The sequence below is a fragment of the Bacillus cereus group sp. BfR-BA-01523 genome, from assembly GCF_022662615.1.
GTDB lineage: Bacteria > Bacillota > Bacilli > Bacillales > Bacillaceae_G > Bacillus_A > Bacillus_A mycoides.
This window is the reverse complement of record NZ_JAKUDX010000008.1, coordinates 165,616-185,442: the sequence shown is the minus strand read 5'-3', so window position 1 is coordinate 185,442 and position 19,827 is coordinate 165,616. Positions and strand designations below refer to the sequence as shown.

Below are 19,827 nucleotides of genomic sequence, written 5' to 3'. Positions count from 1 at the left end.
ATAATCTTTGAAAGAGGTGGGGCATACATATAACAAAAAAAGGGATTGTTTAAGAAAGGGGGATAAGAAATGGTCTTGTTTGGTTATCCACTTGAAACAATTTATTTATATGGATTTATTATTGCTACTATACTCACTGTTATTTATATTTTCTTTGGAGATATATTTGAATCAATATTTAGTTTTGGGGGCGGATCTGTATCCGTTGTAACTTTATTACTTAGTTTTTTTGCAATGTTATGTGGACTTAGTTATATAGGAGAATATTTATTTTCCTTTAATAGCATTATTACTTTTGGTGGCTCATTTGCTATATCCTTTATCGGTGTTTTCATAATGAAAATATTAATTTTAAAACCGATTGCAGAGGCAGAGCAAAATACAATGCACCGCATGGATGAATTTATTGGACGAAAAGGAGAAGTAATTATATCGATTCCGAAAGAAGGATTTGGAGAAGTATTAATCTCATCCCAATTTGGAAGTAATGCAATACCAGCGAAAACAATTGGGAAAAAAGATATTTCACAAGGAACCGAGGTCATTATTGAAGGAGTTCAAGATGGTGTTTTACTTGTACAAAACATCGCTTATTCTTTAAAGAAACCAAAATTATAAGGGGGAATTTACATGACGATTCCATTAATTATCGGTGGAGTTTTACTCGCAATTTTACTTCTACTCATTTTAGTATTCATTACGAAGTATCGTACAGTTGGTCCAGATGAAGCATTAATTGTAACAGGGAACTGGCTTGGTGGTGGAAAGAATGTCGTTACCACTGATGATGGAAAGAAGATTAAGATTATCCGCGGTGGTGGTACTTTCGTTGTTCCAATTATGCAACGGGCAGAACTTCTTAGCTTATTAAACTACAAATTAGAAGTTGGAACACGTGATACCTATACGAAACAAGGTGTACCGATTACAGTAAACGGTGTTTCTATTATTAAAGTAGGATCGACAATTGAAGAAGTTTCTACAGCGGCTGAACAATATTTAGGAAAAGAAACGGAAGAGTTAAAAGTAGAAGCAAAAGAAGTTTTAGAAGGGCATCTACGTGCTATTTTATCTTCTATGACAGTAGAAGATGCTTATAGTAATAGAGAGCAATTCGCACAAAAGGTGCATGAAGTGGCTTCTACTGATTTGAAGAAGATGGGACTTCGCATCGTTTCCTTTACAATTAAAGAAATAATGGATAAAAACGGTTACTTAGATGCACTTGGTCAGCCGCAAATTGCAATGGTTAAGCGTGATGCAACAGTTGCGAATGCAGAGCGTGAAAAAGAGGCACGAATTGAAAAAGCTCGTGCTGAGAAAGAAGCAAAAGAAGCAGAATATCAACGTGATGCACAAATCGCTGAAGCTGAAAAACATAAGGAATTAAAAGTACAATCTTATAAGAGGGACCAAGAACAAGCTCGTGCAGATGCAGATCTTTCTTACGAATTACAACAAGCGAAAGCGCAACAAGGTGTTACAGAAGAGCAAATGCGAGTTAAAATCATTGAGCGTGAAAAGCAAATTGAGTTAGAAGAAAAAGAGATTGCGCGTCGTGAAAAGCAATACGATGCAGAAGTAAAGAAAAAGGCAGATGCAGATCGCTATGCTGTTGAACAATCAGCTGAAGCGGAAAAAGTAAAACAAATGAAAAAAGCAGATGCGGATCAATATAAAATTGAAGCAGAAGCAAGAGCACGTGCAGAAGAAGTTCGTGTAGAAGGTTTAGCAAAAGCAGAAATTGAAAAAGCACAAGGTCAGGCAAAGGCAGAAGTACAAAAGGCGCAAGGTACAGCGGAAGCAGATGTTATTAGGTTAAAAGGTTTAGCAGAAGCAGAAGCGAAACAAAAAATTGCAGAAGCATTTGAATTATATGGGCAAGCCGCGATTATGGATATGGTTCTTAAAATGCTTCCAAGTTATGCGAAAGAAATTGCGAGTCCGCTTAGCAACATTGATAAAATTACAGTCGTTGATACAGGCGGTGGTGGAAAGAATAGCGGTGCCGGAAAAGTTGCAGGGTATGCGACTGATTTAATGGCAACAATGCAGGAAACACTAAAAGCTTCTTCTGGTATTGATTTAAAAGAGTTATTAGAAGGGTTTGCAGGAAAAGGGGCAGTACAACAATTAGCAAATGATAAACCTGTTGTATCTGTAGTAGAAGATAAGGAAAAAGAAGTAGAAAAAACTAAAGAATAGTAAGATGGAAAGAACCTCTAGTAAGTGGGATACTAGAGGTTCTTCTGTGAATTATAATATTTCGAATAATATACATTTTTATACATTGTTTTAATTATTAAATTTTTATAGAATGAAGTATGTATGCAATAATCTTTTAAATTTAGAAAGATGAGTAAAGAGAAATAAAGAGTCTCATTAAGGTATTTATATCTTATGATTTTTATAAATAGATTAATTGTAAGTTATTGCATGTAAAACGGTATGAAGGGGTAGGAATATGTTTCAAAGGAAATTAAGGAGTAGTAGTTTAAAAACAAAGTTACTTGTGTCATTTATTATTATTTTAATTCTTCCAAGTATTGTAATTGGTTGGACGTCTTATCAGCAGGCGAAAACAAATTTTAATGAAACGATTTTAAAATCGGCGAAAGATAATATAAAAATTTTGGATAATGTAATTAATAAGGAATTGGATAGTAAAAAAGTAGATGCAACTTATTTTACGAAATTATTTACACAATCAAGTTACCAAGCGGATCAAATTCAAAACATCCAAAATAAACTAGAAGAATATAATAAATTACATCCAGAAATGGAAGCGATCTATACAGGATCTAGTAATGGACAATTTATTCAATCACCAGCTATTCAAATGCCCGAAGGATATAATCCTACAGAAAGAGATTGGTATAAAGAGGCAGTGAAAAAAAGCGGAGAAGTGATTGTAACTGCTCCATATAAGTCAAAAACGACAGGGAATATTGTTATTACACTAGCAAAACAAAACGAAGATAAAAGTGGTGTTCTCGGGATTGACTTAATTATCAATGATATTGTAACTACTTCTAAGATGGTTAATATCGGTAAGGAAGGGTATGTAGCGATATTTGATCAAGATAAAAATGTAGTCGCACACCCGACACTGAAGCCAGGAGAGAAATTAGAAGAGAAACTTAGTAAGGAATTTTATAAACAGGAAGCTGGTGATTTTCATTATTCATTAGATGGTGAAGATCGTAATATTACTTTTAAAACGAGTAAGAAAACTGGATGGAAAATAGCAGGAATTATGCCTTCAAAAGAAATTATTCAAGCGGCGGAGCCTATTTTCTATAAAACGATAACTGTTATTGGTATTTCATTAATGATCGGCGGGGTTTTAATTTACTTTATAATTGCTTCTATTATTAAACCGTTAAAACAACTTGTAATATCATCGAAAAAAATTAGTGAAGGTGATTTAACAGAATCAATTACAGTTCATTCTAAAGATGAAATTGGGCAGTTAGGAGAAAGCTTTAACGAGATGGCATTATCATTACATAATGTCATTTCAAATATAAATATTTCAGCAAGTCATGTAGCAGCATCTTCAGAAGAATTAACAGCTAGCATGAAGCAGACAAGTGAAGCGACGGAACAAATTACACAGGCGATAGAGCAAGTATCGAGTGGGGCTGAAATACAAACGAGAGAAGTTGAAGAAGGAGCAACATTATTAGAAGAAGTTACAGAAGGAGTTCAGCGTGTTGCAGATAGTTCTTCATTAGTATCTACAGCCTCTATGTATACGAAGAAAAAAGCCGAAGATGGTGGAAAGTTAGTTGAGCAAACTGTGAATCAAATGCAATTAATTCATGAGTCTGTTTCAAAGTCAGATAAAGTCATTGTTTTATTAGATGATAAGTCGAAACAAATTGGAGCAATCCTTGAAGTGATTCAACATATTGCAGAGCAGACAAACTTATTAGCATTAAATGCTGCAATTGAGGCTGCAAGAGCTGGGGAACAAGGAAGAGGTTTTGCAATTGTAGCCGATGAAGTACGGAAATTAGCAGAACAATCGGGACAATCTTCTACGGAAATTGATAAGCTAGTGAAAGAGATACAATTTGATATAAAAGAAACAGTAAGCTCTATGAATCAAGTTGGGACAGAGGTACAATCAGGGCTTGTAGTTGCAAATGAAACGAAGAAAAGCTTTGTAGAAATATTGAAATCTACAAATGATACAGTAGTACAAATTGATAGTATGGTAGAAGTAGCGAAGCAAATGACGGTAGATGCAAAACAAGTAAGTGCATCTATTAATGAAATTGCAGCAACGATTGAAGAAAACGCAGCAAGCGTCCAAAATATCGCGGGCTCTTCTGAAGAGCAATTAGCTTCAGTAGATGAAATAAATGCAGCAGCAGTTCATCTATCGCAAATGGCGGAAGAATTACAAGGGATGATTGGCAAGTTTAAAGTATAAGAGGCAAGTGTTAAGAAACGAGGTAATCATTTTACTTCGTTTCTTTTTTATGGCAACGGTAATGAGATAAAGTGAAGAAATATATAGTAATCGTGTTATGATTAAATACGAAAACAAAAGACTGTATTTTCTTTAAATTCTATCTTCATTGATGTTAGGGGAATGATGTTGAAATTGAAGAAATTGAAACTACAACCGAGAATTACATTAACTATTAGTACACTTATTCTTGCTGTGCTTCTGTTAACGAGTTATTTATTTTACTACATATTATCTGAAACGGTAGAAGACCAAATCGGAAAAAGAGCGTTGCATGTTGCGAAAACAGTTGCTGCTATACCGGAAATCCAGGAAGCTTTTCAAAAAGAAAATCCAGCTTCTATTATTCAGCCAATTGCAGAAAAAATTCGAATCGAAACAGATGCTGACTTTATTGTAGTTGGAAATAAAGATGGTATTCGTTATGCACATCCTAAGCGAGATAAAATAGGAGAAGCTATGGTGGGCGGAGATAACAAAGGGGTTCTATTAGAAGGGAAATCTTACGTTTCGAAAGCAACGGGATCATTAGGGCCTTCATTACGTGGAAAAGTCCCAATTCGTAATCAGGATAATGAAATTATTGGTGTAGTATCTGTTGGTTTTTCCATGGATGATATTCATGGAGCGATAGAAGTGTATGGAAAGCGTGTGTTTTGGATTACAATAACAGGTCTGTTAATTGGGATAATTGGCTCTGTATATTTAGCTAAAAGTATTAAGCGGATGATGTTTGGAATGGAGCCAGAAGAAATTTCATCTTTATACGAGGAGCATAGTACAGTTATTCAATCTGTACGTGAAGGAATTGTAGTAATCGATAAAAATGGTATGGTTAGTTTAGTAAATCAAGCGGCATACGATATCCTTTCTTTAGATAAACAACAAAATATAATAGGGAAATTTATTTTAGATGTTATTCCTAATTCATCGATACTGGATGTACTTCAAACCGGAGAAGAACAATTTGATCGCCAATTAAATATAAAGGGGCAGGATGTTATTGCTAATCGTCTACCTATTAAAGTTAATCATAAAGTAACTGGTGTAGTATCCAGCTTGCGCTTGAAATCTGAGATGGATCAATTAACAGCGGAATTATCTCAAACACGGCAATATACAGAGGCATTACGGGCGCAAACACACGAATATAACAATTTGTTGTATACGCTTTCAGGTCTTATTCAATTAGAGTCTTATGAAGATGCTTTAGAGCTTATTCATAAGGAAACGGCAGTATATCAAGAGTTCGTTCAATTTATTATGAAACGAATTCAAAATCCATGGTTAGGTGGGATTTTAATTGGATTTTATAATAGGGCGCGAGAGTTGAAGATTGATTTTATGTTAGATCGGGAAAGTAGTTTAGAAGAGTTAAGTCCGCATATTGAGAGTAATTACGTTGTTTCTATTTTAGGGAATTTGATTACGAATGCATTTGAAGCAATTGAAAGAAATCACGGGCATAATAAGAAAGTAAGAATGTTTGTAACAGACATTGGCGAAGAAATATTAATTGAAGTGGAAGATTCAGGACAAGGTGTTCATGATGAAATAATTACAAGTATATTCTATAAAGGTTTTTCGACGAAGGCGGGCGAAAAACGTGGATATGGATTAGCGAAAGTGAAAGAGTTAGTGGAAGATTTAAATGGGAGTATTGCGATTGAAAAAGGGGATTTAGGTGGTGCTTTATTTATCATTGCATTACCGAAAGAGAGAGGCGAATTGTAATGAATGAGGGGATTGAAGTATTGATTGTAGAAGATGATATTCGGATTGCGGAAATTCATCGTCGTTTTACTGAAAAAATTGAAGGGTTTAAAGTAATTGGAACAGCAACGACTGGGGAACAGGCGAAAGAATGGTTAGAGTTTGTAAAGCCACAACTCGTTTTACTAGATGTATATTTACCTGACATGCAAGGGACAGAACTCGTCACATATATTAGGCATAATTTGCATGATACAGATATTATTATGATTACAGCCGCATCAGAGACGGATGTAGTGTGGCATGCTTTACGAGGCGGGGTAACAGATTATATCGTAAAGCCACTTACATTTGATCGGTTTAAAACAAGTTTAGAAGGTTATCAAAAGAAGATTACGAAGTTAAAGAAAAATGCTCAATTATCTTCAGAACAGATTGAACATCTATGGTCCCAAAGAGGGGTGCAGGCAAATCCAATAGAATATGCGCCAAAAGGAATCGATCCTTTAACGTTAGCAAAAATAAAAAAGCATATGCTAACTATTAATGAAGAGGGAATTACTGCAGAGATACTAAGTTCAATGGTAGGTGTAAGCCGATCAACTGCGAGGCGCTATTTAGAGTATTTGATCTCTGGAAAGAAAGTGCATGCGGAGCTTATATATGGAAGTGTAGGAAGGCCAGAAAGAAGGTATTTCCGCGTTTCTTCATAGGGGATTTTTACAACAATAAAAACAGTAGAGGATTATTACATTTCCTCTACTGTTTTTTCTAGTTTCATCTTATATTGGAATAATTCCAATTACAATTCCAGTAATCAACATAACCATTGTCGTTCCAACAGCCCAAAGTAAAGTGAATCGTTGGTGTTCACCAAAATCAACCTTGGCCATTCCGACTAATAAATAAGTGGAAGCCACGAGGGGACTCAGTAAGTGAACAGGTTGACCGAGTAACGAAGCACGTCCCATTTCTGCTGCACTAATTCCGTAAGCGGCAGCAGCTTTCGTTAAAATAGGTAATACGCCGAAGTAAAAAGCATCATTAGACATGAAAAATGTGAACGGCATACTTAGTAAAGCTGTAATAATTGGAAGCTGTGGGCCAAGTGCATCTGGTATAAGAGTAACAACACTTTGAGCCATTGCATCTACCATTTTTGTTCCAGATAGAATACCTGTGAAAATTCCAGCAGCAAAGACGAGAGAAACAACCGCTAATACGTTTCCAGCGTGAGACGCAATACGCTCTTTTTGTTGCTCTAAGTTTGGATAGTTAATCATAACGGCAATAGCAAAAGCGACTGTAAATAAAACAGGTAACGGCATAATCTCTAGTATGAGACAAACGAGGAGGGAAGCAGTTAATAAAAAGTTAATCCATAGCAGTTTCGGGCGTTTATGCACGGCAGCTTCGATTGTCGCAGCTTGCTCATCCATTGTTTGCATTTGTTTTAAATATTGTACATCCATAATTCCTAAACGTTTTCTTTCTTTTTTTCCAAGATAATAGGCAACGAAAACTACCCAAATTGCACCAGCAATCATTCCTGGTATAAGTGGTGTGAAGAGCTCTGATGCATCAAGTCCAAGAGCACTCATAACCCGAGCAGTTGGTCCACCCCAAGGTGTAAGATTTGTAACACCTGCCCCTAACATAACAACCCCAGCTAATATAAGTGGATTCATTCCAAGACGTTTATATAGTGGATACATTGCGGAAACTGTAATCATATATGTTGTTGTTCCGTCACCATCTAATGAAACGATAATAGTAAGAATAGCTGTACCAACAACAATTTTTAAAGGATCACCTTTTACAAATTTTAAAATTTTACTAATAACAGGATCGAATAAACCGCTATCAATCATAATTCCGAAATATAAAATGGCGAACATAAGCATAATACCAGTAGGTGCTAGCTTTTGAATTCCTTCTAACATCATCGGGCCCATATTGGCATAAAAGCCACCAATTAATGCGAAAATAATTGGAACTAATATTAATGCTACTAAGGCTGACATACGTTTAGTCATAATCAAAAACATAAAGACGAATACCATTGCAAATCCAAGTAATGCTACCATGTAATCTCCCCCTCAAAAAATGATTGCGCTTTCAATATAAAACGGAAATTCAGATAAAAGGTTTTTTATTTATAATAAAAGGTTCAATTCGAATGGTAAATAATTAAAGAAATAACATCATTAGAAACATAATCTTTATTTTGATCATTTTGTTCATGAGGTAATTTTGAATTTTTAAAAAGATAAATGCCTTCGTACAAGAATGGTAGAATAAGGTGAAAACGAGAAGCGCGTGAAGTAGGGAGTAGATTTTGAATGGAAACAAGAATAGAAGAAATTTATAGTTCATGTAAAGGCAAAGTAGAGGAGATTTTTATTAATGAATCCTCTTACGTATATGAATGGGAAAAATTAATGATGATTCGAAAGTACGATGGTGAGCTTGAGAAAATCGGGGTAGGGATCAGTGGAAATATAAGATTAGTAAATGTAGAAGTTGGACAGGAAATTGATACGGATACATTATTAGTTAAGTTAGAAGATGATTTGTTAATTACTGGTTGTGAATGATGAGAGATGTGTAGAAGTAACTGCACATCTCTTTTTTGTTCCATATATTACAAAAAGAACATTGTTTTTTCACAAATCTCACACAACCTTTTGGTATTCTTTTCGTGGAGTATACGGTTTCTAGGGAGGAATATTGATGAAAGTAAAATATGTCGTACTTGCTATATGTTTATGTTTCATATTTACGATAGTAGGATGTGGGAAAAAAGAACTAACAGCTGTTGCGATTAATGAGAAAAATGATAAGTGTGACATTTGCCAAATTGGGGTAATCGATAATCAATTCGCAACCGAAATTATTTTAGAAAATGGAAAAGCATTAAAGTTTGATGATATTGGTTGCATGTATAAATGGATGGAGATCAATTCAGGTGAAAAGACGAAAGAAAAATTTGTTCGAGATTATGATTCGAAAGATTGGGTTTCGTTGGAAGATGCTACTTACGTATATGATAAAACAATAACGACACCGATGGCTTATAATGTCATTTCATTTAAAAATAAAAAAGATGCAGAGAGTTTTGTATCTAACTATAAGGGGAAAGTTCTTTCGTATAAAGAGCTATCAGAGCATAAATGGGAAATGAATAAAGAGATGATGGGGAAAACGAAAACAGGGAATCACGGTGGGCATCAGTAATAATAGAAAAAGACAACTATATAGTTGTCTTTTTCTATTATTACTCAGGTGCAAATATAGAAAAGGTGTAAAAATTTTAGAAGAACGGTTACAATGGAATATAGTAACCTAAAGCAATCATTTATGTACTTTTTAGAAATATATACAAATGCGGTAAAAACGTGCTAAACTAATTGCTTCATAATGTTAATGATGAGGCCATCAGGCGTATCATTCCAATAGGTTGAGAAACATAGTATAAGTTTAAGATAATCCGATTAAAGAAGGAATCTAAAGGGCTTATGGATAAATGTACTCAAGAAGAGTTATTGTATGTGATGGAGGAATGGTTAAGAAAACATTATCTTTCATAGGAGCTGTAGTTGTGAGAAAACAAAAAATTTTATTATGTATGTTATTAGGACTTTTAATGACGGTAGTGGCTTGCGATAAGCAAGAGGAGCCAGAATCAAAACCGGTTCATGTGAAAAACGAAAAGAAAAAAGAAAAGCATAAAGAACAGGAAGAATCTAAAGAAGAAAAAAGTATAAATTTAATGGACAAACAGTTGCTACTTTCTGCGACGCTTGGAGACACAGAAACAGCTATGAAGCTGATCCAAGATGGAGCGAATATCAATGTAGAAGGTGACAACGGAGAAACGCCTGTCCTTGCAGCGACGTATCAAAATCATGTAGAGACAGTTAAAGCATTAATTGATGCGGGTGCTGATATTGAAATTCAAGACGAAAAACAAAGTAATCCATTTCTTTATGCAAGTAGAGAAGGATATACGGATATTGTAAAAGTATTAATTAATGCAGGAGTTAATACGAAGGAAACGACTAAGTCAGGTGGAACAGCACTTATTTCTGCATCTGAGCGTGGCCATGTAGAGGTTGTTAAAGAATTATTAGAGCATACAGATATTGATGTGAATTATAAGAATGAACGTGGTGGAACAGCTTTATTAGAAGCAATTGTATTAGGAAATGGTAGTGAAAGTCATAAGAAAGTAATTCAAATGCTTATTGACCACGGGGCAGATGTAAATATGGCCAATAAGGAAAATATTACGCCGCTGCAATATGCTGAAAAAAGAGGTTTTAAAGATATTGCGAATATGTTGAGGATAGCTGGAGCGAATGAAGTAGTACAGCCACAACCACAACTGGCAGAATAACAAGCTGAAGAAATAAAAAGCACGAGATAATCCCATTTAGATAGACAGAATGAAGAAGTCATTTTAGTATGATGGATTCAGTAATGTGTATTTAAATGGGATTTTTGTTTTGAAAAAATGGATGGATGCTATATCGAGAAGGCTACAAATAGTAGTTAAGGAGGGTATAAATGCGATTTTCAGAACTTGAGTTAATAGCAATTCAGGCAGAAGTTTTATTTGTTCATAATCAAGTAGGAAGAATAAAGTGTGTAAATGAAAATGGAAATCTGAAAGCACCACGTTTTTTTCTTAGCAGAACTCGTGAAGGGAATATAACGAGGTATCATTATAAACTGCATGGTGAAATGATAAGTAAGGTTGAGAAATTAATTCGAGAATGCTCAAATCACATTGAGATAGCAAAGATCATTAAAGTATTAAATGAAGAGAGAACGGTGGAGAATATTTGGGTGGGTCCTGCTTTCATATTCCCTAATAATTTACATAAGCCAACTAGAACAATAAAAATAACAGAGAAGAATAAAGAGCTTTTGCGAGAAAATTTTTCTAATCTAATAGAACAGATGGAATGGAGGCGACCTTATTTTGCAATTGTAAAAAATGAAAAGGTAGTTTCTATATGTTGCAGTGCCAGAAGTACGCCCGTAGCTGCTGAGGCAAGTGTAGAAACTTTAGTGGAGTTTCAAGGGAATGGATATGGTGCTGATGTCGTTACAGCCTGGGCACTATCAATACAAGAGGAAAAGCGCATTCCGCTTTATAGTACTTCTTGGGATAACTTTGCTTCGCAAGCAGTGGCGAGAAAACTAAAACTCATTAACTATGGAATGAATTTACACATTGATTGAATTTTAAACATTGTTGTGTTCTGTTGGGGTTTATTCGTATATCTAGATTATTGTAAAATTAATATGGTGAATATTAACATTCGATTAACATCTAATTAACAATTTATCAAAACTGACTTAATAAATGCGTAATATAGTAAAGGTAACAAAATAACTAGGGTAGAGAACATTTGAGAACACCCGCTTACATATAACGTGCCGCTTTCTTAAGTGTGCTCTATTCCCTAGAGTTCAAATAAGGAGAAAGGTGTTCTATGTAAGTAGGTGTTTTTAGTTTGGATAAAAATAGAAAAGCTAGGTGGAATGAATGTTTAAAGAACCTTATATTGCGATGATAAAGGATTGGAAAGGGTACAAAACATACAAAAAATTACCGAAAACAGTTTTTCTTATGACTGGTTCAATGCTGGAGTTACCAGAGCGTGTATATGAACTACAGAAACATGGACACGATGTATTTCTTCATTGTGATTTTATACAAGGCTTAAATACGAACACAGAGGAAGCACTTTTATATATTCAAGATGTTATCGGAGCACAAGGTATTATTTCGACAAAGGGATCGACAATTCGAAATGCCAATAAAATTGGATTGAAAACGATTCAACGCATTTTTATTGTTGATACTTTATCTCTTACAAAATCAATTGAAAATTGTAAAACGACTAAACCGAATGCAGTAGAGATTATGCCTGGCATTATGCCTTCTATTATTAAACAGCTAGCGGAGGAAATAAAATTCCCTATTATTGCAGGTGGGCTGATTCAAACGCGAGAGGATGCAGAAATCGCAATTCGTGCAGGAGCAAGTGCAATTTCAACGAGTCATTATGAAGTGTGGATACAAGAAGAAAAAAGGAGTGCAACCTTGTGATTGAATTGAAAAATGTTTCAAAGGTATATAAAAATGCGGAAGAGACAGCAGTTAAAGACGTATCAGTTCATATTAAAAGAGGAGAATTTTTTGTTTTAGTTGGACCTTCTGGATGTGGAAAAAGTACATTATTACGAATGCTGGCTGGTTTAGAAGAAATTTCTTCGGGAGATTTAATTATTAATGAACATGTTGCAAATGATTTAGAGCCGAAAGACCGTAATCTATCAATGGTATTTCAAAATTATGCATTATATCCACACCTAACTGTAGAAGAAAATATTTTATTTGGACTTAAGGTAAGGAAGGTACAAAAAGAAGAGCGACAAAAGCGATTAATGGAAGCTATTGAAATGGTAGGACTGAAAGAGTATGTGAAAATGAAACCGGGCCAATTATCAGGCGGGCAAAGACAGCGTGTTGCACTTGCTAGGGCCATCGTCAGTCAAGCACCGATTTGTTTAATGGATGAACCACTTTCGAATTTAGATGCGAAATTACGTGCACAGATGAGGATTGAAATTAGAGAAATTCAGCAACGATTAGGAATTACGATGATTTACGTTACTCACGATCAAATAGAAGCAATGACTATGGGAGATCGTATTATGGTTTTAAATAAAGGAAGTATACAACAAGTTGGAACACCGCTTGATATATATAACGAACCAGCAAACGAATTTGTTGCAAGTTTTATAGGTTCTCCTTCTATGAATATAAATGATGGGGAAGTGGATAAAGAAAAAGGCATATTACATATAGGGCAATTGCAAATCCCATTATCTATTGGACAGCTAAAGCAATTACCAGAAGGAACTATTCGAATAGGTATGCGTCCTGAGCATATTGCACTGTCTGAGGAAGGACAAGAAGTGACGCTGCAATCTGTAGAAGTATTAGGGAATGAATCTATATTAAACTTTGCGGTAAATGGAACAACTTGGAGTGCGAAAGTCATCGGACAGTTACTCCTGAACAAAGGTGACAAAGTAAAATTATTATTCTCGCAAGAAAAACTATGCTTCTTTCATCAAAATAAGAATGAACGATTAAAAGTGGTGGCTGAAGAAGAGTTGAAAGTGGTGGCGAAATAATGATTGAAGTAGGTAAGTTACCAGTTCAAACAACAGTGTCAAAAAAGAAGAGTTTATGGGGCAGAACGAAAGATTTAAGAATAGGATTATTGTTTTTGGCGCCATCTATTTTGTTATTTTCAATTTTTCTTTTCTATCCATTGTTTAGGACGATCTACTATAGCTTTTATTTAACAGATATACACGGAGAAGCTAATCTTTTCGTTGGCTTAGAAAATTATCAATATTTATTTTCGGATCCTGCTTTCTACAAAAGTATAAAGTCAACTTTATTATTTGTTTTATATACAGTTCCTACTAGCATTGTATTCGCCTTATTTCTTGCATTAATTGCAAATGAAAAAGTAAGAGGGATCGGGTTATTCCGAGTACTGTTTTCTTCAACGATGGGAATATCAGTAGCTGCTAGTGCAGTGATTTGGCTATTTTTATTTCATCCAAGTGTAGGGTTATTTAATAATATATTAGCCTCTATGAATCTTCCTGCAATCGCATGGTTAACGAGTCCAGAATGGGCACTGTTTTCTGTATCGGTTACAACGGTTTGGGTGAATACAGGATTTGCATTTTTAGTTATATTAGGTGGTTTACAAAATATTGATACGTCTTTATATGAGAGTGCATCTATAGATGGTGCTAGTTATTTATATAAGCTTCGCCGCGTTACATTACCGATGCTATCACCAACTTTATTTTTTATCGTGACAGTAACGTTAATTAGTGCATTCCAAAGCTTTGGACAAATTGATATTTTAACGCACGGTGGACCGAATGATGCAACGAATTTAATTGTGTACTCGATTTATAAAGAGGCATTTGTGAATCATCAATTTGGAACAGCAAGTGCACAAGCGATGGTATTATTTATTTTCATTTTTATTGCTACATTGATTCAATTTAAGTTTGCTGAGAGAAAGGTGCATTATAAATGATCGTTAAACAGTGGAAACAAAATTTCCTATTATACATGCTGCTCATTATTAGTGCAGTAATGGTGTTTTTTCCTGTACTGTATGCCTTTTTAATAAGCTTTATGACACCAGACGATATTCAAATGAGAAGGTTATTTCCAACTCAATTTACTTTTGATAATTTCATTAATATTTTTCAAAAAGTACCTCTTTTTACATACTTATATAACAGTTTAATTGTATCGACAGTTGTTATGCTTGGACAACTTATCGTATCCAGTTTAGCAGCTTATGCTTTTGTTTTTCTTCAGTTTAAAGGCAGAAACTTAATTTTCTTCTTGTTTATTTCAACAATGCTTATTCCGTGGGAAGCAACGATGGTACCGAACTTTTTAACGATTCAAAACTTCGGATGGATTAATAGTTTTGCTGGGATGACGGTGCCATTTTTTGCAACAGCTTTCGGTATTTTCTTACTACGTCAACATTTTATGACACTTCCGAATGAACTGAAAGAAGCTGCTTTTATTGAAGGGATTGGAAATGTAAGGTTTTTATTCAGTGTTGTAATTCCGTATTGTAAAACGAGTTTTATTACGCTTGGAGTATATAGCTTTTTAACAACGTGGAATATGTATTTGTGGCCGCTCTTAGTAACCACTGATGAAAAAGTAAGAACGGTTCAAATTGGTGTAAAGCAGCTTCAATCTCAAGAAGTTGCAACTGATTGGGGCAGTGTAATGGCCGGTGTTACGGTTATCGTCATTCCAACGTTGATTTTACTATTTTTAGGGCAAAAGCAATTACAAAAAGGATTAACAAAAGGTGCAATTAAATAAGCATACATAGGAAAAGGTGGGATTGAGATGAGCTTATTGAAAAAAAGTGCTGCTCTTTTAATGGCAGCCACAATGGCATTAACCGGCGCAGCTTGTTCAAATAGTAAAACAGAGGGGAAACCTGAAGCACAGGCAAAAGTAGCTCCAGTTGAAAAGAATGGTGATAAAACTGTAATTCGTTTCTGGCATGCAATGGGTGGAAAAACACAAGGTGTACTAGATGGGCTTGTTGCAGACTATAATAAGTCGCAGAATAAATACGAGATAAAGGCAGAGTTCCAAGGAACATACGAAGAGTCTTTAACGAAATTTAAAACGATGTCTGCAACGAAAGAAGCGCCAGCTCTTGTTCAATCGAGTGAAATTACAACGAAGTATATGATTGATAGCAAAAAGATTACGCCTATCGATAGCTGGATTAAAAAAGATAAGTACGATACATCAAAATTAGAAAAAGCAATTACGAACTATTATTCAGTTGATGAAAAAATGTATTCTATGCCGTTTAATTCATCTACACCAGTATTAATTTATAATAAGGATGCTTTCGTGAAGGCTGGATTAGATCCAGAGAAAGCTCCGCAAACATATGATGAGTTAAAAGAAGCGGCGAAAAAGTTAACGATTAAAGAAGGCGGAAATGTAAAGCAGTATGGATTTTCAATGCTGAATTATGGTTGGTTCTTTGAAGAGTTGTTAGCGACACAAGGTGCTTTATATGTAGACAACGAAAACGGCCGTAAAGATGCTGCAAAGAAAGCGGTATTTAACGGAAAAGAAGGTCAAAAAGTATTTGGGATGTTAGATGAATTAAATAAAGCTGGTGCACTTGGAAAGTATGGAGCAAGTTGGGATGATATTCGTGCTGCGTTCCAGTCTGGACAAGTTGCTATGTATTTAGATTCTTCAGCTGGTGTTCGTGATTTAATTGATGCATCTAAGTTTAATGTAGGCGTTTCGTATATTCCGTATCCAGAAGATTCGAAACAAAATGGTGTTGTTATTGGCGGTGCATCATTATGGATGACGAATATGGTTTCAGAAGAAACGCAGCAAGGTGCTTGGGACTTTATGAAATATTTAACGAAGCCAGATGTACAAGCAAAATGGCATACTGCAACAGGATATTTCTCAATTAATCCAGATGCATATAATGAGCCGTTAGTAAAAGAGCAGTATGAAAAGTATCCGCAGTTAAAAGTAACGGTAGAGCAATTACAAGCAACGAAGCAATCTCCAGCAACTCAAGGGGCATTAATTAGTGTATTCCCAGAATCAAGAGATGCAGTTGTAAAAGCATTAGAAGCAATGTATGACGGAAAGAATAGTAAAGAAGCTTTAGATGAAGCTGCAAAAGCAACAGATAGAGCAATTAGTATTTCAGCTCGTACGAGTCAAAAATAAGAGAAAGCCGCATCCTTTTTCAGGATGCGGCTTTCTTTATTGGGAGATAAGGGATCAAAGAAATGATGAAGTCTTATCTCTTTTATATGAGTAAAGGGTCTAGAATGAATTTTGTCTTTTTCATTATTTGTTTAACTCCATTGCAACTTGTTTCCCATTTACAAAAACCTCTGCCACCGCTACTACAACTTCCATCACTTTTTTCATATCTCATCTCTCCTTGTTTTTTGTTTCATTTCTTACTTTTAGTATAAGGAAATGCAGTAATTGCAACCATCGAATTGGATGACAAGAGACTTACATTGTTGTAAGGATAATAGTTTTATTTGTAATAAATGCTATTTCGGATTGTAATTCAGAAATTTCTGTCGTTTTAATCTATAATTAGAAAGAGAATGGTTTAGAAAGAAGGGGAAGAAATGAAGAGAATACTTGTTATTAGTGATATTCATGGAGAAATAGAAAAGTTCGAACAGTTATTGGAAGAAGCTCAATACGATGCAAGACAGGATCAATTGATTTTATTAGGGGATTATGTAGATCGTGGTCCAAATGCGCGTGCAGTAATTGAAAAGGTAAAAGAGTTAAAAGAAGCGGGAGCCCTCGTTCTAAAGGGCAATCATGAAGATATGATGATCAAGGCGTTAACGACTGATGAGGAACGTTCATGGAACCATTGGGTAAAAAGGAATGGTGGAGATAAAACGTTATATAGCTATGGATTTGTAGAAGAAGACATTGCGGTTAATGAGGAAAACTTCCAAAAACCGATTTTACAATCTCATATATTAGAGGAACATGTAACGTTTATTCAAGAATTAGATCATTACATTGAAACAGAAGAGTATATCTTTGTACATGCTGGTGTTGAGCCGATGAACCGAGTTTCTGAATCTGAACCATATACGTTAATGTGGATCCGTAATGAATTTCATAATGGATATAGCGGCGAAAAGGTTGTTGTATTTGGCCATACGGAAACAAAAACGCTTCATGGTAGTGAGAATTGCGGAGTGTATTTTGGTAGTAATCGTATTATTGGAATTGATGGCGGTGCGGTTTATGGTGGTCAGTTAAATTGTTTAGAATTGCCGAGTAAAAAGGTGTATGTAGTAAAAAATTGAAAGAGATAAGGGTAATCTTATTTCTTTCAATTTTTTATTAAGCAAAATTTAAGAAAGAGCCTTTATAATAAAGGTTCAAAATTTTATATCGAGCAAAACTTTAGAAGGAAATAGTTGAAAATGAAATTACATAATATGATTACATTATTTCGTTATGAAGAGAAGAGATGCAATAATAAAGAGAGTTGAAATAGATTGTGGAAGGTGAGAATATGCGCTTACTTGTAGTAGAAGATAATGCCTCGTTATTAGAGTCTATCGTACAAATTTTACGTGATGAATTTGAAGTGGATACGGCAATGAATGGGGAAGACGGCTTGTTTTTGGCGCTGCAAAACATTTATGATGCAATTTTGCTTGATGTGATGATGCCAGAAATGGACGGATTTGAAGTGATTCAAAAAATACGTGATGAAAAGATTGAAACGCCAGTCCTGTTTTTGACAGCGAGAGATTCTTTAGAAGATCGAGTGAAAGGATTGGACTTTGGTGGAGATGATTATATTGTTAAACCGTTTCAGGCCCCTGAATTAAAAGCGAGAATTCGTGCATTACTACGCAGAAGTGGTAGTTTAACAACACAGCAGACCATTCGTTATAAAGGAATTGAATTGTTCGGAAAAGATAAAGACATTCAAGTAGATGGACAAGGTATTAAGCTGACATTAAAACAATACGAGCTACTAGAGTATCTCATTCAAAATAGCGGGAAGATTTTAATGCGTGAACAAATTTTCGATCGTGTTTGGGGATTTGATTCAGATACGACAGTAGCAATTGTAGAAGTGTATGTACATCATTTACGTAAAAAATTAGAACCATTCGGTTATCAGAAAGATATTCAAACCGTTCGAGGTATTGGATATATATTAAAAGAACAATGAGAAAGGGAAGCATGTTTCAAAAGACACGTATTCGTCTAACTATATTGAATTCGTTAGTATTTATCCTATTAATAGGTGTATTAGGTAGTATTATTTATTCGTACACATACAAGCGTACTTATAATGAAGTGGATCAATCTATAAAAATGATAACTCAGTATAGAGAAAAATTTGATGTTAAAATGCCACCACCAAGAAAACGTATAGAGAATATCAAAATTCGAGACCCACGGATAACTATAATAACTTGGAATGGAAAAATAGTGGAGATAGAAGGCGATAACCATAAATTTCGCTCTAACTTTGAAGGGGATTTGGAAAAGTTTTCTCCAAAAAAGGTAGGGGATTTGCAAGATATTGAAGTGCAAGGACGATATTTTAGAACGTTTGCGTTTCAAGAAGATGGAAAAATAGTTCAAATTGTACGTGATACAACAGCTGAAGAAGAAATGCTAAATACTTTATTTTTAATTCTCATAATAGGTTGTAGCATAGGAAGTCTATGTGCAATAGGTATCGGTTTTTTCCTAGCTGGCAGGGCACTCATACCTATTCAAAATTCATGGGAGAAACAGCAGCAATTCGTTTCCGATGCATCACATGAATTAAGAACACCGCTTGCAGTTATTCAATCAAAAACGGATGTATTATTCCAGTCCCCATCCGCTACGATAGAAGAAAAAGCCGTGGATATCTCTACAATTTCAAAAGAATGTAGGCGGCTATCGAAACTCGTTAGCAATTTATTGTTGTTAGCACGTTCGGATTCTAATCAAATTGAGATGGATAAGAAAACATTTGAACTGGATAAGTTGTTAGAAGAAATTGTAAATCCATATAAAGAAATTGCCTCTTATCAAGAAAAAGCGATGATATTAAAAGTAGAACGTGATATAACATTTATGGGTGATAGAGAGAGAATCCATCAAATGATGGTCATATTGTTAGATAATGCGATGAAGTATACGAATGAAGATGGGCATATTCAAATTGATTGCACACAAACGAGTAATTCAATTCGTATACGGGTGAAAGATAATGGGATAGGAGTTAAAGAAGAAGATATTCCAAATTTATTTAATCGTTTTTATCAAGGAGACAAAGCAAGAAGTATGTCAGAAGGAGCTGGGTTAGGTCTTTCAATCGCTAATTGGATTGTAGAAAAGCATTATGGAAAAATATCGGTAGAGAGCAAATGGGGAGAAGGAACTTGTTTTGAAGTGATTTTCCCTAAAAATCAAAGATTATAAGTGA

The 19,827-nt window shown here is 34.8% G+C and carries 18 protein-coding genes and 1 pseudogene; 18 read left to right on the top strand and 1 reads right to left on the bottom strand.

Annotated features, from left to right (window positions below):
• Positions 1 to 69 precede the first annotated feature (69 nt).
• The 6 genes and pseudogenes from MR066_RS20055 to MR066_RS20035 all read left to right on the top strand — a co-directional run bounded on the left by MR066_RS20055 (position 70) and on the right by MR066_RS20035 (position 6,906).
• Positions 70 to 618, top strand: a complete 549-nt coding sequence (locus MR066_RS20055; protein ID WP_242248314.1) for an NfeD family protein — start codon at positions 70 to 72, stop codon at positions 616 to 618.
• Between the two features lie 12 nt (positions 619 to 630).
• Positions 631 to 2,205 carry a flotillin family protein gene (locus MR066_RS20050; protein ID WP_002125100.1) on the top strand — a complete coding sequence of 525 codons (1,575 nt, stop codon included), beginning with the start codon at positions 631 to 633 and terminating at the stop codon, positions 2,203 to 2,205.
• A gap of 259 nt (positions 2,206 to 2,464) precedes the next feature.
• A pseudogene (locus MR066_RS27415) lies at positions 2,465 to 3,499 on the top strand (HAMP domain-containing protein); the annotation flags it as partial.
• Positions 3,494 to 4,441 carry a methyl-accepting chemotaxis protein gene (locus MR066_RS27410; RefSeq protein WP_372584076.1) on the top strand — a complete coding sequence of 316 codons (948 nt, stop codon included), beginning with the start codon at positions 3,494 to 3,496 and terminating at the stop codon, positions 4,439 to 4,441. The pseudogene MR066_RS27415 and the gene MR066_RS27410, both read left to right, overlap by 6 nt.
• A gap of 162 nt (positions 4,442 to 4,603) precedes the next feature.
• Positions 4,604 to 6,214, top strand: coding sequence for an ATP-binding protein (locus MR066_RS20040; RefSeq protein WP_242248313.1), 1,611 nt, complete (start codon positions 4,604 to 4,606; stop codon positions 6,212 to 6,214).
• Positions 6,214 to 6,906, top strand: a complete 693-nt coding sequence (locus tag MR066_RS20035; RefSeq protein WP_016101865.1) for a response regulator — start codon at positions 6,214 to 6,216, stop codon at positions 6,904 to 6,906. Before MR066_RS20040 ends, MR066_RS20035 begins: the two co-directional genes overlap by 1 nt.
• A 69-nt stretch (positions 6,907 to 6,975) precedes the next feature.
• Here MR066_RS20035 and MR066_RS20030 read toward each other — a convergent pair whose 3' ends face one another.
• Positions 6,976 to 8,280 (bottom strand): CitMHS family transporter, encoded by a 1,305-nt coding sequence (locus MR066_RS20030; protein ID WP_242248312.1) that lies wholly within the window; start codon positions 8,278 to 8,280, stop codon positions 6,976 to 6,978.
• A 255-nt stretch (positions 8,281 to 8,535) separates the two neighbouring features.
• Between MR066_RS20030 and MR066_RS20025 the strand changes: the two genes are divergently transcribed.
• The 12 genes from MR066_RS20025 to MR066_RS19970 all read left to right on the top strand — a co-directional run bounded on the left by MR066_RS20025 (position 8,536) and on the right by MR066_RS19970 (position 19,823).
• Positions 8,536 to 8,790: a hypothetical protein gene (locus MR066_RS20025; RefSeq protein ID WP_060750498.1), complete on the top strand. Its 255-nt coding sequence runs from the start codon at positions 8,536 to 8,538 to the stop codon at positions 8,788 to 8,790.
• A gap of 136 nt (positions 8,791 to 8,926) precedes the next feature.
• Positions 8,927 to 9,430, top strand: coding sequence for a nitrous oxide reductase accessory protein NosL (locus MR066_RS20020; protein ID WP_242248311.1), 504 nt, complete (start codon positions 8,927 to 8,929; stop codon positions 9,428 to 9,430).
• Positions 9,431 to 9,719: 289 nt separating this feature from the next.
• Positions 9,720 to 10,592, top strand: coding sequence for an ankyrin repeat domain-containing protein (locus MR066_RS20015; RefSeq protein ID WP_002029673.1), 873 nt, complete (start codon positions 9,720 to 9,722; stop codon positions 10,590 to 10,592).
• Positions 10,593 to 10,762: 170 nt separating this feature from the next.
• Positions 10,763 to 11,443 (top strand): GNAT family N-acetyltransferase, encoded by a 681-nt coding sequence (locus MR066_RS20010; RefSeq protein ID WP_242248310.1) that lies wholly within the window; start codon positions 10,763 to 10,765, stop codon positions 11,441 to 11,443.
• Between the two features lie 307 nt (positions 11,444 to 11,750).
• Positions 11,751 to 12,317, top strand: coding sequence for a glycerol-3-phosphate responsive antiterminator (locus tag MR066_RS20005; RefSeq protein ID WP_002010401.1), 567 nt, complete (start codon positions 11,751 to 11,753; stop codon positions 12,315 to 12,317).
• The gene (locus tag MR066_RS20000) at positions 12,314 to 13,411 is read left to right on the top strand and encodes an ABC transporter ATP-binding protein (protein WP_113708913.1); all 1,098 of its coding nucleotides are present in this window, start codon (positions 12,314 to 12,316) and stop codon (positions 13,409 to 13,411) included. Before MR066_RS20005 ends, MR066_RS20000 begins: the two co-directional genes overlap by 4 nt.
• Positions 13,411 to 14,343: a carbohydrate ABC transporter permease gene (locus MR066_RS19995; protein WP_000573576.1), complete on the top strand. Its 933-nt coding sequence runs from the start codon at positions 13,411 to 13,413 to the stop codon at positions 14,341 to 14,343. The genes MR066_RS20000 and MR066_RS19995 overlap by 1 nt, the downstream gene beginning before the upstream one ends.
• Positions 14,340 to 15,161, top strand: a complete 822-nt coding sequence (locus MR066_RS19990; protein ID WP_002125118.1) for a carbohydrate ABC transporter permease — start codon at positions 14,340 to 14,342, stop codon at positions 15,159 to 15,161. Before MR066_RS19995 ends, MR066_RS19990 begins: the two co-directional genes overlap by 4 nt.
• A gap of 27 nt (positions 15,162 to 15,188) precedes the next feature.
• Positions 15,189 to 16,565, top strand: a complete 1,377-nt coding sequence (locus MR066_RS19985; RefSeq protein WP_061689363.1) for an ABC transporter substrate-binding protein — start codon at positions 15,189 to 15,191, stop codon at positions 16,563 to 16,565.
• Positions 16,566 to 16,984: 419 nt separating this feature from the next.
• Positions 16,985 to 17,689, top strand: coding sequence for a metallophosphoesterase family protein (locus tag MR066_RS19980; RefSeq protein WP_002029682.1), 705 nt, complete (start codon positions 16,985 to 16,987; stop codon positions 17,687 to 17,689).
• A gap of 212 nt (positions 17,690 to 17,901) precedes the next feature.
• Positions 17,902 to 18,573 carry a response regulator transcription factor gene (locus MR066_RS19975; RefSeq protein ID WP_002091066.1) on the top strand — a complete coding sequence of 224 codons (672 nt, stop codon included), beginning with the start codon at positions 17,902 to 17,904 and terminating at the stop codon, positions 18,571 to 18,573.
• 11 nt (positions 18,574 to 18,584) lie between these two features.
• Positions 18,585 to 19,823, top strand: coding sequence for a sensor histidine kinase (locus MR066_RS19970; RefSeq protein ID WP_242248309.1), 1,239 nt, complete (start codon positions 18,585 to 18,587; stop codon positions 19,821 to 19,823).
• The last annotated feature ends 4 nt before the right edge of the window (positions 19,824 to 19,827 follow it).